Raw genomic sequence first — 15101 nt, 5'->3', positions numbered from 1 at the left:
TTTTTTTGGGCTTGATTTACCGTTGGAAACACTCGTGTCGGGCCCTGAAAAAGAATAAGAAACTGCGAATCAGGGACTTAGCTTTGGCGCCGATTTGTGACGATTGATTGACCCGTTTTTTACCCTGAAAAAAGGGGGAATTGGCACGGATTTTTTAGGGTGAATTCCGTAAAAATTTGGTAACGCTAAGCTCTGGATACTAGCGGAGTCGGCGATCTTGCCGATTAGGCGGCCCTATCGTGCCTATTAGCCGCCAAAAAGCGCTCCGAACCGCCATTTTTTGGAAGGCGCGTTTTACATTTTAGATAACCATCGCGTATGAGCCTGTAACGGCGGGCGAGGCCCGTTTCTCCTATCTGCGCGCGGGGGCGGGGCGGCTATTGCGAGTGTCGGCGGGCGTGCTGACGTCGATCTCTTCCTTGGTGCTCGGGTTGAAGAGACGGAGCTCAGGTTCGTCGAAGGTGCCGGTGACAGAGACTTCGAAGACGTTTGAGAAGACGTTGAGGGGCAGGTTGATAAGCGGGGTGAGGATGGGCACCTTGCTGTTGCGAAATGGGAAGAGTTTGGCTGAAAAGTTCAGGGCGTCGGTCTCTATATTATAGATGCCTTCCGTTTCGATTGCGGCTCCGCCTCCCTCTAGCTTCGAATCTGTGAAGATGACCTGGTCCTTGTCCACGGTGTAGGGAGAGGAGGCTTTGGTGAACTTCAAGGTGGTGAAGCGTAGCGGAGTAATTTCCAAGGCCATGGACAAAAGGCCGAATAGTCGGAATGAACCGAAATCAGCCTCCTTGATATCGAACTTTCCGTCGCCTTCAAAGGAGAGGGAGTCCCCTACGATGCCGGCTCCGAGGAAGTTGGCATCCAGCTTGCCACCGAAAGAGAGGAGACGCTCGGGATCCATGGCTTGGGCGGTTTCGCTGCCGTCGTTGGCGAAGTAGGTGTTGCTGGCGTTGAGGGCCTCGCCGAAGCCCACCTGATCCATACGAGCGTCGAGGTCTAGGACGTCTCCGATGATGAAGGCAGTTACGTTGACTTTGCCCCCGCCCAAATCGGCTTCGGCGAAGGGGATGTCGATGATGTCGTCGTCGATGTGGACAAACGCATCCAGAGATTCGAAAGGAAAACCGTAAAAGGTGAAGCCTGTCTGAGTCTGAAGGTCTAGGTCGATATCGTTGATATACTCGTCCTGTCTTCTAATGGAGGCGGAACGCGCTTCGATGAGCGGTGGCAAATCGTAGCAGTAGGGCTCTAAGATATCGGCTGCGTCTTCGGAGATTTCCCAGAGGATGTCGGGAGCCTTCTTCACGTCTAGAGTCGAAACGGCTTCGATCCAGATCCCGGTTAGCTTGTCTTTGTCGTCGCGAATGTCCCGATCCATATGGAACTGGATCTCGCCTTGGGCTTGCTCTCCCGCTGCGGTGGAAAGCTCCATATCGTAAAGGTCGACGTAGTGGAAACGCGAGAAGATGCGGGTACGGAGTTCGTCTAGTTTCATGCCACGCAGGTCCATGCCCTTGGTGTAGCCAGTACCGGTGACGAAGACGGTGTCCGGCTTCTTGAAGGTCGCTTGCGAGTCCAGGTAGGTCATCATGCCTTCTTCCGGAAAGGTCATGCCGTCCCACATGGCAGACCACCACGGCTTGAACCAGCCGTTGATCATGGTTGGGTCGAGAGAGCCCTCCACCATGATGCGGCGAAACAAGGTCTCTAGGTTGTAGCCGATTCTTATCTCGCCGCCCTGTTTGCCCGATCTGATCTTGATGGAACTGACGTCGATCTGCGGACCAACGAGACTCGCTTCCGTTTGGGCGAAGTCGATGTCGGCTCCGAGAATAGAGGTGGGACCAGCTTGGGCGAAGGCGGAGATGCCTGTGGGCTTGAACTGAGCGTCGACACCGCCCTGCGCGTGAAAGTCGATGCCTCCCTCGACGGTGGCCATGGCGGGCAGATTCAGTTTGGCCAACGTTTGAGCGAGCGGAGCAAGAAAATCGATGGTGGCCGAATCCAGTTGGCCGCGGATATCGAAATCGGTTTGGCCCGAGTCCTTATTTCGAGTGAAGCGAGCAACGACTGGGGAATCCGGCAAGGCGAGGGAAATCTCGGCTTGGTACGAGGCTTGGTCGAGGGCGCCTTCCACCACAACGGAAGGCAGGGTAACACCTTGGTAGGAAATTCCAGCCAAAGCGGAACGAATGCCGCGTGGGAATGGATTTGCGATTTGCAGGGGCAAATCCCACTCGCCGCTGACTCTAGCAGTTCTAGCGGAGATCTGGCTTGGCAGTTGGAGCTTACGGGCTTCCAGGACTACGGATATGCCGTTTCTTTGAGAGTAGTCGCCGTGTAAGACGAGGTCTTTAACGGATACCTGAGGATTGACCCGAGCCAAGCTTGAGCCCGCGTAGATGCGAGCGGCTTGTTGCTTCTTATCTATATAGAGGTCGACGATGCAAAAGGGAGATTCGAAGCGATCCAGCTCCTTTTGGATTTTGGCGACTTGGGGGGCGACTTTGAGAACCAAGTTTGCCAAGGAGAACTTTGGGGCGTCCGGTTTCGGGGCGGGGACCCGGATGAGCTCACTGTCCAGTCGGCCGGCGATGGAAAGTTTCAAGTCGCCCAGAGCGAGGTTTGCATAGTGGACGCTCCAGCGATCTGCCCGCAAAGTCGCATCTAGGTTTATAGAGCTAATGGCAGTGGATGGCTCGCCGGTAGGAGTGAGCATGGCCGGGATGATGAATTTCCCGGAGGACAGTTTGATCTCGTCCAAGGCGATTCCTCCGAATAAGAGGTGCCTTAGCTTCAGCCTAGCAACCAGCCTTTCAGCTGAAACAATGGTGGAGCCCAGCTCTTGCGAATAGAATTCCGGCTGCTCCACCACGATTCTCCCGTTGGGTTGGAAGCTTATGGCCTCCATGTTCAGGCGAATACCCTCTTTTTGCAGCTGGCCACGAATCTCCCGTATCAGGAACTCCGGTACGGGTATGGCATCGAGAGTCGCCACGTAGGCGGCAAAGGCCGTTGCGGCAATGAGGAGCAAAACAAAAGCCGAGTAGCACCACTGGAATACCGCCTGGCAGGTGTGGCAGGTCGATTTCCAAAGGAAGCGAGTCGGGCTCTTGCGGGACTTGCTCATAGCCCTATTCAGCGGGGGCAGGTGGGGCGTCGACTACGTCTTCCAGAGGGGGTTCGGGGATTGGCTCGCTATCGGTCGTCTCTGGGAGAGGTTTTGAGCTGAAAGGGTCTTCCGGCTTTTCCCGTGGAACTCGGTCGAAAACGAGTTTCGAGAAGGTATCTATGAAATCGATACCGAATCTGAATCCCTGATTAGAGCGAGCTATGCCTCCATAGAGCAAGGGGCCGCCGGTGGTTTCGGAAACGAAGATTTCGATCTGCTGAGTGATCGATTCGTCTGCATCCTCAGAACTAACAGTCGCGATGAGTTGGTAGGCCCAAGGCGTGTCGCGTCCGGCGATGGGAACGGTTCGCGTAAAGCCATCGGTCAGGTATTCCTCCACTTTCAGGTTGGATACGATGCCAGCCAACTTTGCGGGGCCGCTTTCTGGATCGCTGTCAGGGGCGATCTCCTGCTCAAGAACGATGCTATTATCCAAAAGGCGTTCGATAGCGATTTTCGAGATTCGGGATGCGGCCGGCAGCGAGATCACGGTTCGGTCTTTGAAGCGTGACGGGTTGTTGTCGATCTGATCGAAGATTTCGTTGTAGGTCGCGTAGATGAAATTTCTTCCCTCGATCATGACGTAGCTTTCGGTCCGATCTTCGGGAGTTCGTTCCCCGATGAGAAGCGTCTCGGACTTCAACTCCGGCAGAGGATTGTCCTGACCATAGATGCGGTTGGAGTATACAGTGATTGAATACTCGGGCACTTCGACGCCGTAGACTTCCTTCTGCGGGTCGGATGGGGCGTCGTTGACGAACCCGGTGTCTGGAACGGCCTTCAATTCGTCTAGCCACTTCAAGAGGCGGTTGATCGATTTCGAGTCGCCGCTTAAAGTTTGGATACCTTGGCTCTCGTCCCTAACCACGAGCTCCCAAGTGCCGTCTTCCAGCTTTTGCAAGGTGAGAGGCGGTTGGTCGCGACGCTCGATGGTGGCGGTGCTGGCCGCAGTTACATCCAATTCGAAAATACGACGTTCGCGGAGTCTGGTTTGGGCGTTGGCAAGGATGTCGAGGAAGTCGATACGAAGCTGGAAGACTGAAGGGCGGCTTTCCCGTTTGGCGTAACGGAACTCGGAGTCGGGGGAGATTTTTTCTCCGATCTCCAAAACTTCGCGGCTCTGATCCGATTCGATCGCGATCCGGTAGACTGGATTTTGCAGGCCGTAAGGGGAAAGGTTGGTGGGGGCAGGGGCGACGATGGAATCCGCCTCCAAGCTGAGGCAACGGTTCAGGAGAACATTGACCGCTTCTGAATCAGCACGGGCCCGTATAGGCGTTTCGAATACCCAGTTGTCGCCATTGCGAGAAAACCAAGCTCGCAGATCACGGTTTGGCTCGCGCACCTGAATATTCCAGGAGGTCGCCTCGAAGACGGCGATGTCGAACAGGCGGTTGGAGCGAAGAGTGTCGAGGTTGATTGAAATGGCGTCGAGCAGCGAGCGGTTAACCACGTGCACGTGGCTCTTGTCTATGGAGAGGATGTAGAGATTGTTTCCGATCTCGGTGGGCTTGCCGATGTGCAGCGTGGAGCGCTGTTCGCCACGTCCGATCTGGATAGCGAACTGGGAAGGGCTTAGTCCGTAGTCCGGAAGCGAGACGCCGGAGTTGGAAAAAACATTGGTCTCAAAACTAGAGATCCTCTCCAGGAAGCGAAGTTCTGTGAGAATGCTTTGCACTGCGAATTCGTTGGCAGGCCAAAGGTAGGGCTCTTTTAGCATCCAGCGATTTCCATCGCGTTCGAGAGTGATCTTTTGCCCGGTATTGTTGTTTTCGATACTGAGGTAATCCAGTCCGATGGCGAGGTCTCCCAGTACACTGGCTTTTTGTTCGTCTGCATCTCCCGACTCGCTACGGCTATCGATGTAGAAAATATAAGTCAGCAAGCCGAGGAGGATGGCGAGTAGTGTTAGCGTAATTTTAAGGCGCACGGCTGGAAAGGGTGTAGAGTGATTCGGTAAAGTTGGCTTCCAGAGGGGGCTCAGTTGCGTCTAGTGAGGTAGACGAGCAGGCCGAAAAGTCCGATGATGGCTGGCGGGCCGAACCAAATAAGGTAGCGGGCTAGGTGAAGCTGCTCGATGCTTAGGTCGAGCTTCACTTTTTCGATTGGTCTAGGAGGAATGTTTAAGCGGGTGTGTCGATCTACCGAGTAGTTGATAGCGTTGAGCGCTAGGTACAGGTTTCCGGAAGCTTGTATCCTTTGGTTGGATATGAAGTTGGAAGTTCCAAATACAGTGAGCTTTCCGCCCGGCAAAGTGATGCCGAGAGAGGAGTCAACTTGCCGCTCCGCGATTGCTCCAATGGTGATGGGCCCAGCGAGGTCCAAGGTGTCGTCGAAAGTGGGCCGACTGATATTGCGGTAGTTGTGGTCGGCCCAGCTTTTGTCGGAAGTGGCCAGAAGCTCGGTTACGATCAGTGAATCATCCACCGGACGCCAGGGATCTTCCCGCACCGATGAAGCACGATCGGTAATAACCGGAATACCCTGTTCGTATAGACTTAAGGTGACTGGATGTTGCGAGAAACGTCGGATCATGAGGTCTCCGCCGTTTATGATGTAGTTAGGGTCCGGCTCGACCACGAGCGTATCCTCGGATAGGATACCCCAGTCTAAGAAAAGTTCTTCCAGCCCATGCTCTTGTCCAGTTTCTAAGAAAGCCAGCACCCGTCCGGCTCGCTTGTTGAGATAGTTTTCCAAGAGAAGCTTTTCTTGGGGGAGAAAACGGGTTTGCGGAGCGGCAATCACGACAAGGGCGGCATCTTCCGGTACGCTTTCGACGTTGCTCAAATCGATCGATTTCGCTTCGAAGTTGCGAGCTTTCAGTTGATTGAACAAAGCCGAGGCTCCGGTGGCCGCGGAAACGTCGGAGGCGGAAAGTTCACCGTGTCCTGAGGTGAAGTAAAGGGTTGGTTCTGAAGTCTCGACGATTTCAAGTATGGAGCGGGTGAATACGTTTTCTCCTATGAACTCACGCATCTCGGAATCGCGAACCCGATAGAGCTCGCTGATACTTACAAGCCGCTTGCGGTCGCCGGACTTGAAGACGATGACTTCGGGAGATTCGATGCCTAGCTTCTTGGCTCGGCTGGTTTCGCTGTAGATATTTAGGTTTTCTACCGTGATGCTGTTCTCGCCTTGGTTGCGGGTAGCGTACTCGTATTCGCGGAGGAGATTGGTAACGTCTTTATAGACGTCTATCTGAGTTGCCATCTGGTCCGAGGTGGCCACTTTGGATTCTTCGGAAATGGTTACGTAGACTTCTATCGGCTGCTGAAGCTGGGCGAGGTAGGCCTTCGTTTCAGGGGAAAGCGAGTACAGGTTGCTCTCGGTCATGTCGATGCGCTGATAGGTGCGCATGCCGATGTAGTTCACGGCTACCAGTATCAGCAGAACGAGTACGATCTGTACGATGGCTTGGAAGCGATCGGTGTATCGTTTGAGGTTGGATTGGTCCAATTGACTCATGTGGGAATCGGTAACTGCTCTTCTCGTCTAGGAGGTGCCGTCTCGGTACTCTATGGCGAGTACGCTGAGAAATAGGAAGGTAGAGGCGCTGCTCAGATAGAGCACGATGGCTCGGGTATCGATGATGCCGGAAGAAAAGTCGCCCATGTGCTGGAGGGCGTCGGTGTGGTCCGCGAATTGTCGAATCCAGCGAGTTTGTCCGCTGGCGAGCACGGAGAGGTCTTCGATGTTGCTGCCGATCACGATGAATCCGAAGACGAGCGTGAACCCAAGAATCCCAGCTACCAATTGGCTTTTGGTCAAAGAGCTCGCGAAGATGCCCAGCGAGAGAAAGAGGGTGCCGCTTAAGAAAATGTATCCATAGCCGCCCAGGAGCGGATAGGGGTCCAGGGGCGTATCTCTTTGGGCGTAGGCAAAAAAGATAAAGTGGAAGGAGGCGGTTATGAGCCAGAGGGAGCAGTAGTAGAGGTAGCTGGCTGTGAATTTCGCCAGCACGATTTCCGTTATGGTCACGGGGGTCGTGAGGAGCGTTTCGATTGTTCCGGAGCGACGCTCCTCCGCTACCGAGCGCATGGTCAGCAGAGGGACCATGAAAAATACCGGGATGAAAAACATGCGGAAGAAGAGGACACTAGGCGTCTCGTCTTGGGGATCCGAGGTATAGAGGCGTAGCATCCACTGGAAGAGGAAGCCCATGACCAGCAGGAACAGAAAGCCCGCGATGTAGCTGCTGGGGCTGATTAGGAGGCGCCAGATCTCGTTTCGAAGGAGCGTAAGGTAGTGTCTCAAAGCTAGTTTTTGGGTGCTGGGTGCTGGATGCTAGGTTCGCTGGCTGGTACCGTTTGCGTGTCGACGAGCTCTTCGTCCACTTCGTCCCAGCTGCGTCGGGTCGCGGCAAGAAAGACATCCTCGAGGGGAGCCTTCTTGCTTCGCAGGGAGCGAGGTCGTAAGTCCGGATGGGCGGACAAGGTCTGGAAAAGCTGCTCTCTGTAGTCTTGCGGGCCTTTGATTTGGATTTCCACAGTGGCGAATCCGTCCGCATCCCGTTCGGAAGTCCGTTCAATTTCCAATTCCGGGGCGATGGAGGCGAGGGCCTGTTCCAGCTTGTCGATGGTTCCGTGGATTTCGACCTCGTAGGTGGTGTGTCCGATGAAGGTTTCTCGCAACTCCTCCGGAGAGCCTTTGCCCACGATTTTTCCGTGATTGATGATGATGATCTGGTCGCAGGTCATCTCGATCTCCGGAAGGATGTGGGAGGAGATGATCACGGTCATGCGTCCGCGAAGGGAGGCGATCAGATCGCGGATCATGACCACTTGGTGCGGATCGAGCCCGATGGTCGGCTCGTCCATGATGATCACGTCAGGGTTGGCTAGGATGGCATCTGCGATGCCGACCCGTTGCCGATAGCCCTTGGAAAGTTTTCCGATGATACGGTCTTGGGCTCTCAAAAGGTCGCAGGCTTCCAAGGCGTTTTCGATGGCGCGGCGACGCTCGGAGAAGGGGATCTCCTTCACTTTGGCCCGATACTTCAGGTATTCGCGAACGCGGAGGTCGAGGGGGAGGGGATTGTTTTCCGGCATGTAGCCGATTCGCCGTTTTATGAAATGCGGGTCTTCCGTCACAGGCACCCCGCAAATTTTGGCCACTCCGGAGCTAGCCCGATTGTAGCCGGTGAGAATGCGCATGGTGGTGGATTTGCCGGCTCCATTGGGACCCAGAAATCCAACGATCTGTCCTTTTTCGACTTGGAAGCTGATTCCGTTCACGGCTTCAACTTTGCCGAAACGTTTGTGGAGTTGTTCAACTTCGATGGTGTGCTGTGGGGAGTCCAATGCGGTGACAAGGTTCGTGTTGTGTCGAAGTGTGACATTGAAAGACGCGCTTTTATCCCGTCGCAATCTCTTAGATTGTGTTTTTGACCTGTTAAGGCCTCGGAAACAGGGATTTGGATTGTTTGGCTAGGACTCTTAGCTAGGCTGCCGAGCGTTATGGAAACCCCTATCGTTATGTCGGTGATCGGTCCGGATCGGACGGGTCTGGTGGAACTGATCGCCTCGACCGTGAAAGCGGCCGGCGGGAATTGGCTGGAGAGCCGGATGTGCAATCTAGGCGGGCAATTCGCCGGGGTTTTGCGGATCGGAGCGGCAGAAGGACGGCGCGATGAGCTTCTGGACGCTTTGCGACAGTTGGAAGAGAAGGGAATGAGCATCGTGCTGAAGGATGCGGATGGCTCGTCTGGCGGCGCTTGCCACGAGGTCGCTACGATCGAAATCGTGGGCAATGACCGTCCGGGTATCGTTAGCCACATTGCGAACGCCTTCACTCGCCGTGGAGTGAACGTGGAAGATTTGTCTTCAGAGTGCCGGAGCGCCCCAATGTCCGGTGAAGCGATTTTCGAGGTGACGGCTCGCGTTTGCATCCCCGAGGATTGCGATGTGTCTGAATTGCGTAGCGACTTGGAGCTGATAGCTGCCGACCTGATGGTCGATGTCAGTTTCGAGTCCGATTAATTTGGCTGAAATGAGGAAAACTATGAGGGATACGATTTTGAGGTTTGGGCTACGTTGGGTGGCTCTCGGAGCAGTAATAATCAGCATCGCGGGAGTGCGAGCCCAAGAAGCGCCTGTCTGGTCCTTCGAGATCGCCGACAGCGAAAAGGCGTTTTTCGAGGGGGAGGCTTTCCACAAGAAAGACGATGGCTGGCTACTCACTTGCCGTATGAGGGTAAAGTCGAAGCGTATGATCGCCCCGGTTTCCAAAGTGGAATTTGAAGGATACGACGAAGCAGAAGAGGTGGTCTGGGAAAAGAGCTACACTGTGCGTCGCAAGGATTTCGATACAGCCTACAATGGCGGGGACGAGTTGTTCATGCGAGTTTTCATGCGGAACGTGCCCAAAGAGGTCGTGGCTGTTGAGATGAGCTATCTCAAAGAAGACGAGGAGTCCGAGTAGGGCCTTGTTCATCCCCTGATTTAGCTGATTCGATTCCTTGGAGGCCTTTTCGCCTTTGCGGTGTTAGGCATTGCATCCCCTTGAGCCGCCACCCAACTCTCTAGTTATCGCGATCCTCTCTCCGAGCCCTTCGCCGCCCGTATGCCTACCTTTTGATGGAGCTCCATCTGATAGACCTTTGCCTAATTTGCCTGTACCTGCTGACTGTGCTCGCTTTTGGAGCTCTGTCTTTGCGGAAAGCCGGGGCGGATCTGGATTCCTATTTTTTGGGAGGACGTAAAGTGCCCTGGTACTTGCTGGGCATTTCTAATGCGTCTTCCATGTTCGATATCGCCGGAACAATGTGGCTGGTATCGGTGGTTTTTGTTTATGGAGCGAAGGGGGCTTGGCTTCCGTGGCTCTGGCCAACTTTTAATCAGGTGTTTCTCATGGTCTACCTGTCCCAGTGGATTCGCCGCTCGGGGGCGCTGACAGGAGGCGATTGGATGACAACCCGGTTCAAAAATCCATTGGGCTTGGAAATGTCCCGCCTCGCAGTGGTGGTTTTCGCTATTCTCGGCGTGGTTGGGTTTTCCGCTTACGCGTTCAAGGGGCTGGCGGGCTTCGCGTCCGCCTTTCTGCCGCCTACGCTCGAGCCCACCACTTATGCGGCGATCCTTGTGGGCGTCTCATTGGTGTACGCTTCCATGGGGGGCATTCGCAGCGTGATTTTCACCGATGTGGTCCAATTTTCCCTCCTGGTGGCGATCTCCATCGTGATGGGCTATTTCGCCATGACCCTGACTACGGCGGAATCGATACGAGAGGTGACCCCGGATGGCTGGGCCAGCTTGTGGTTCGGGCGTGAGCTGGATTTGGATTGGAGCAATTTGCTACCGCAGCTCGACGACATAATCGCCCTGCAGGGCTACGAGCTGTTTTTTCCGTTTTTCATGATGATGCTGCTGAAGGGCTTTTTGGTCAGCGTGGCCGGCCCTGCTCCCAATTTCGATATGCAGCGCATCCTCGCCACCCGGAATCCGCGGGAGGCGGCCCTCATGAGCGGTGTGGTGTCTTTAGCTCTTTTTCCTCGCTGGATATTGGTCACCGGTATCACGGTTTTGGGTCTGGTCTTTTACTCGACGGACCTGCGTTTGCAGGATCCCGCTTTTGATCATGAGCTCATGCTCCCGCACGTGATCCGAGAGTTTGTGCCCATCGGATTGAAGGGCCTCATCATCGTAGGCTTTTTGGCGGCCTTCATGTCCACCTTTGACTCCACTATCAATGCCGGGACCGCCTACTTAGTTAATGATATCTACAAACGATACCTGCGTCCCAACCTGAGCTCTAGCAGCTACATCCGCTTCTGTTATCTGGCTTCGTTTTTGGTGGTCGGTATCGGCGTGGCCCTCAGCTATTTCATGGAGAGCATCAATGACATCATGGGCTGGATTGTGAGTGGCTTATGGGGCGGCTATGCGGCTCCGAACTTACTGAAATGGCACTGGTGGCGGTTGAATGGGATTGGCTACTTTTGTGGAATGATGGGCGGAATCGTGAGCTCTTTTGTCCTACCTGAGCTGCTGCCAGGGACCTCCTACATACAGGTATTTCCCGGAATCTTCTTGGTCTCGCTGGCCGCCACGGTTGCGGGGAGTTTACTCTCTCGTCCGGAGGACTTCGAAACCTTGGGTCGTTTCTACAAACAAGTTCGGCCTTGGGGAGCTTGGGGGCCGGTTTTGCAGTACCTGCGTTTGCAAGAACCAGAGGTGGCTCCTAACCGGGACTGGCCGCGTCATATCGTGAACGTGGCGGTAGGCACTGTTTGGCACTTCATGCTGGTGGTGATCCCCATTTTCCTCGTGATCAAGGAGTTCAAGTCGATGTGGATATGCGTCGGCGTGTTTATGCTCTGTTGTTTCGTTCTGAAAGCCTCTTGGTTCGACAGGCTTGAGAAGGAGAAGAGTGAGGCAAAGGAAATGCCGGAGATCGTACCGCTTCGATGATAAGGTCTGCTTTTCCGGTATTAGCGGAACTGAATACTGACATTCCTAACGCTGCGAACGATCGATATCAGATTATCTGATAATGGGATTGAGTTGATTAGATGCAGCTAATGGCTACGATTTCTTCATGCGAGTATTCGTTTCTTCTGAAACCTCCCCCGCGGAAAAACGCGTCGCGCTAATCCCCGAAGCGGTGAAGCGCTTAGTCGGTCTCGGATTGGAGATCGTTGTGGAGTCTGGAGCAGGCACATCGAGCTACTATTTGGATGACGAATATGTAGCTGCAGGCGCTCGGCTTTCGACAAATCGGACTGATGAGCTTTCCTCCGCAGACATCGTTCTCCGAGTAGGAAAGCCGGCGATGGAAGAGGCCGCCATTCAAAAGAAAGGCTCTTGGTCGATCGGCTTTCTGGATCCGTTCAACGAATCGGAGCTTATCGGGCAATTCGCTCAAAGCGGTGTGACGGCGGTTAGCATGGAGATGATCCCGCGCACGACCTTGGCCCAAAAGATGGACGGTCTCAGTTCGCAGGCGAATTTGGCTGGCTACTATGCTGTTATCAAAGCGGCGGAACGGTTGAACCGCATTCTGCCGATGATGATGACGCCAGCGGGTACCATTTCTCCTGCTAGGGTTTTCGTGATCGGTGTGGGAGTGGCGGGCTTGCAAGCGATTGCAACTGCGAAGCGACTGGGAGCTCGGGTCGATGCCTTCGATACGCGTCCAGTGGTGGAGGAGCAGGTGAAGTCGCTAGGAGCCAAGTTTGTGAAAATCGACTTGGGCGAGATGGGGCAGACTGATCAGGGGTATGCCAAGGAGCTGACCGATGAGCAGAAGGAGCTGCAGAAGGCAGGTATGGCCAAGGTTTGCGCTCAGTCCGATATCGTGATCACCACGGCGAAGCTCTTCGGCAGGAAGGCTCCCTCGCTAGTAGACGATAAAATGCTGGCGGGTATGAAACACGGCAGCGTGGTGGTTGATTTGGCGGTCGAATCTGGTGGGAACGTTGCCGGATCCAAACTCGACGAGGAAATCGTTACAGAAAACGGAGTGAGGATTTTAGGGATCGGGAAGCTGGAGTGCGGAGTCGCGGCTCATGCCAGCCAAATGTATTCGGCGAATATATACAATTTCATCGAGCATTTCTGGGATTCGGAAGAGAAAACCCTGAAGCGCGATTTAAGCGACGAGCTATTGAAAGGCTGTGTCATAACCCAGGACGGAGCGGTCGTGCACGAACGTTTCGCGAAGTGATCAATCTCGTTAACCAGAATCTGGATACCTCATGGATTTAATACTTTTGTTTTTCATATTCGTGCTCGCGGCCTTCCTTGGCTTAGAGCTGATCAGCAAGGTGCCTTCGCAATTGCATACGCCGCTGATGTCCGGGTCCAATGCCATCTCTGGCATCACCATCGTAGGAGCTCTGCTGGCGATTCGGGCCGGAGAGCAGGGAACCGTGGGAATGGTTCTCGGTTTTGCGGCGCTTGTATTCGCCACGATCAACGTCGTTGGCGGTTATGTGGTGACCGACCGCATGCTGCAGATGTTTAAAAAGAAGGGGAAATAAGCGGCCATGGATGCGCACGATTTTGTCAACTTAGCCTACGTGGCCTCGGCCACATTATTTGTCTTTGGAATCAAGATGCTCGGGGCGGCGGAGACTGCTCGACGAGGAAATCTGGTTTCTGGCCTCGGAATGTTGCTTGCGGTGGTCATCACCCTGCTGGAGCAAGGTCTGGACTATATTTGGATCTTGGTGGGCCTGCTATTGGGCGGCGTGATTGGCCTCGTCGCCGCTCGCAAGGTCAAGATGACGGCGATGCCCGAGCTTGTGGCGGTCTTTAACGGATTTGGCGGATTGGCCAGCTTGCTGGTAGCTTGGGCGGAGTTCGAAAAGATCCGTGGGCTGGGATGGATTGCCTACGAATTGGAGACGAGCTCCAATGCCTTGTTCAGCGGTTTTGTCATCTACTGCGCGATGCTGATCGGGGGAGTGACCTTTACGGGTTCGCTTTACGCTTACGGGAAGCTCTCTGGCAAATTGAGTGGTAGCGCCACGGTTTTTGGAGGGCAAAAAGCACTCAATATCTTTTTGCTGATAGTGATCCTTGTCTTGGGTGTGATCTTCACTTGGAGCACCGATTTGGACCTGACCTACAAGGTCTTCCTTAGCGGAGTCGCCCTCTCGCTCATTTTTGGTATCATGGGAGTCATGCCGATCGGCGGAGGCGATATGCCTGTGGTGATCTCTTTGCTCAACAGCCTCTCAGGTGTGGCGGCGTCGGCGGCCGGTTTTGTGATCGCTAACAACGTGCTGATCGTGGCCGGCTGTTTGGTGGGAGCGAGCGGGCTCATCCTGACCGTTATCATGTGCAAGGCCATGAATCGCACCTTGGGTAACGTGCTCTTTAGCGGCTTCGGAGCGACTTCTTCGGGAGCGGGCGATGACGATGATCGCGAACCGAAAGCAATCTCGGTCGAGGATGCGTTTTACGTTTTGGAAGCTGCCAGTTCGGTGGTCTTCATTCCCGGTTACGGAATGGCGGTTGCCCAGGCTCAACACGTTGTGAAAGAGCTGGCCGAACTCCTGGAAGAGAATGGGGCGGAAGCGAATTTCGCTATCCACCCGGTGGCGGGCCGCATGCCTGGTCACATGAATGTGCTGTTGGCTGAAGCTGATGTAGAGTACGAGAAGCTCCTGGAGATGGACACGGTTAACCCCATGATGCCGACTGTGGACGTGGCGATCGTGATCGGGGCGAACGATGTGGTTAATCCGGCTGCGACTGAGGATGAAAGCAGTCCCATTTATGGAATGCCAATTATCCAAGCCCACATGGCAAAGACGGTGTTCGTGCTCAAGCGTGGGCAGGGCAAGGGGTTCTCCGGTTTGGTGAACAAGCTGTTCGTGATGGAAAATACGCGAATGATCTACGGAGACGCCAAGGCGACTATCTCCTCGCTTGTTAATGAACTGAAGGGCTCCAGCTAATAGTTGCCGTCGAGGGACCGTCTACGTAAGGGCGGTCTTCTTCCTAGCTTGCAAATTTCCCTCTGGGGCGCTGTTGAATTCAAATTCTTTGAATCGTTTCTACGACTTGACTATCTACTACATGCGTAGTCTGTTATTTTCGTAAACTCGCTATGGAACAAGGCCCTAAAATATCCGATGCTGAGTGGGAGGTGATGAAAGTCGTCTGGGATCATGCCCCAATGACCGCGACTGAAGTCCTCGACCTGCTACCCCATGACCAATGGAAACAGAAGACCGTTAATACCTTTCTGGCTCGTCTAGAGAACAAAGGGGTTATCGAGTCTCGGCGCGAAGGTCGCGCCAATGTCTACTCTTGCCTTCTAAGCGAAGGCGAGTGCTGCCGCACCGAAGGCAGCCATTTCTTGAGTAAAGTGTTCCGGGGAAAAGTCGCCCCGATGATGCTTCATTTTATCGAAAACGAAGAGTTGTCCGACGACGAACTCGACGAGTTAAGAGCAGTCTTAGAGCGGAAAGCAAGATAGC

General features: G+C 54.3%; 12 protein-coding genes. 7 read left to right on the top strand and 5 right to left on the bottom strand.

The window, feature by feature from the left end; genetic code table 11:
- Positions 1–352: 352 nt before the first annotated feature.
- The 5 genes from H5P27_RS11460 to H5P27_RS11440 are packed head-to-tail and all read right to left on the bottom strand — an operon-like array spanning position 353 to position 8538.
- On the bottom strand, positions 353–3130 hold the full coding sequence (locus tag H5P27_RS11460) for an AsmA-like C-terminal region-containing protein (protein ID WP_185660527.1): 2778 nt from the start codon (positions 3128–3130) through the stop codon (positions 353–355).
- Positions 3131–3134: 4 nt separating this feature from the next.
- Positions 3135–5102, bottom strand: a complete 1968-nt coding sequence (locus H5P27_RS11455; RefSeq protein ID WP_185660526.1) for a DUF4340 domain-containing protein — start codon at positions 5100–5102, stop codon at positions 3135–3137.
- 50 nt (positions 5103–5152) lie between these two features.
- Entirely contained in the window at positions 5153–6637 is a 1485-nt protein-coding gene (locus tag H5P27_RS11450; RefSeq protein WP_185660525.1) for a GldG family protein, read from the bottom strand.
- A 27-nt stretch (positions 6638–6664) separates the two neighbouring features.
- The gene (locus H5P27_RS11445) at positions 6665–7426 is read right to left on the bottom strand and encodes an ABC transporter permease (protein WP_185660524.1); all 762 of its coding nucleotides are present in this window, start codon (positions 7424–7426) and stop codon (positions 6665–6667) included.
- Positions 7427–7428: 2 nt separating this feature from the next.
- On the bottom strand, positions 7429–8538 hold the full coding sequence (locus H5P27_RS11440) for an ABC transporter ATP-binding protein (protein ID WP_221774687.1): 1110 nt from the start codon (positions 8536–8538) through the stop codon (positions 7429–7431).
- A gap of 90 nt (positions 8539–8628) precedes the next feature.
- On the opposite strand from H5P27_RS11440, the gene H5P27_RS11435 reads away from it, so the two are divergent.
- The 7 genes from H5P27_RS11435 to H5P27_RS11405 all read left to right on the top strand — a co-directional run bounded on the left by H5P27_RS11435 (position 8629) and on the right by H5P27_RS11405 (position 15100).
- Entirely contained in the window at positions 8629–9150 is a 522-nt protein-coding gene (locus tag H5P27_RS11435; RefSeq protein ID WP_185660523.1) for a glycine cleavage system transcriptional repressor, read from the top strand.
- 22 nt (positions 9151–9172) lie between these two features.
- Positions 9173–9592, top strand: coding sequence for a hypothetical protein (locus tag H5P27_RS11430; RefSeq protein WP_185660522.1), 420 nt, complete (start codon positions 9173–9175; stop codon positions 9590–9592).
- Positions 9593–9747: 155 nt separating this feature from the next.
- Positions 9748–11580, top strand: a complete 1833-nt coding sequence (locus tag H5P27_RS11425) for a sodium:solute symporter family protein (protein WP_185660521.1) — start codon at positions 9748–9750, stop codon at positions 11578–11580.
- 127 nt (positions 11581–11707) lie between these two features.
- The gene (locus H5P27_RS11420; protein ID WP_185660520.1) at positions 11708–12835 is read left to right on the top strand and encodes an NAD(P) transhydrogenase subunit alpha; all 1128 of its coding nucleotides are present in this window, start codon (positions 11708–11710) and stop codon (positions 12833–12835) included.
- A gap of 31 nt (positions 12836–12866) precedes the next feature.
- Entirely contained in the window at positions 12867–13151 is a 285-nt protein-coding gene (locus H5P27_RS11415) for an NAD(P) transhydrogenase subunit alpha part 2 (protein ID WP_185660519.1), read from the top strand.
- A 6-nt stretch (positions 13152–13157) separates the two neighbouring features.
- Entirely contained in the window at positions 13158–14576 is a 1419-nt protein-coding gene (locus H5P27_RS11410; protein WP_185660518.1) for an NAD(P)(+) transhydrogenase (Re/Si-specific) subunit beta, read from the top strand.
- A 152-nt stretch (positions 14577–14728) separates the two neighbouring features.
- On the top strand, positions 14729–15100 hold the full coding sequence (locus H5P27_RS11405) for a BlaI/MecI/CopY family transcriptional regulator (RefSeq protein ID WP_185660517.1): 372 nt from the start codon (positions 14729–14731) through the stop codon (positions 15098–15100).
- Position 15101 lies beyond the last annotated feature (1 nt).

The sequence above is a fragment of the Pelagicoccus albus genome, from assembly GCF_014230145.1.
Classification (GTDB): Bacteria; Verrucomicrobiota; Verrucomicrobiia; order Opitutales; family Opitutaceae; genus Pelagicoccus; species Pelagicoccus albus.
Note: the sequence above shows the minus strand (reverse complement) of the source record. Positions and strands in the feature narration are given on the sequence as shown.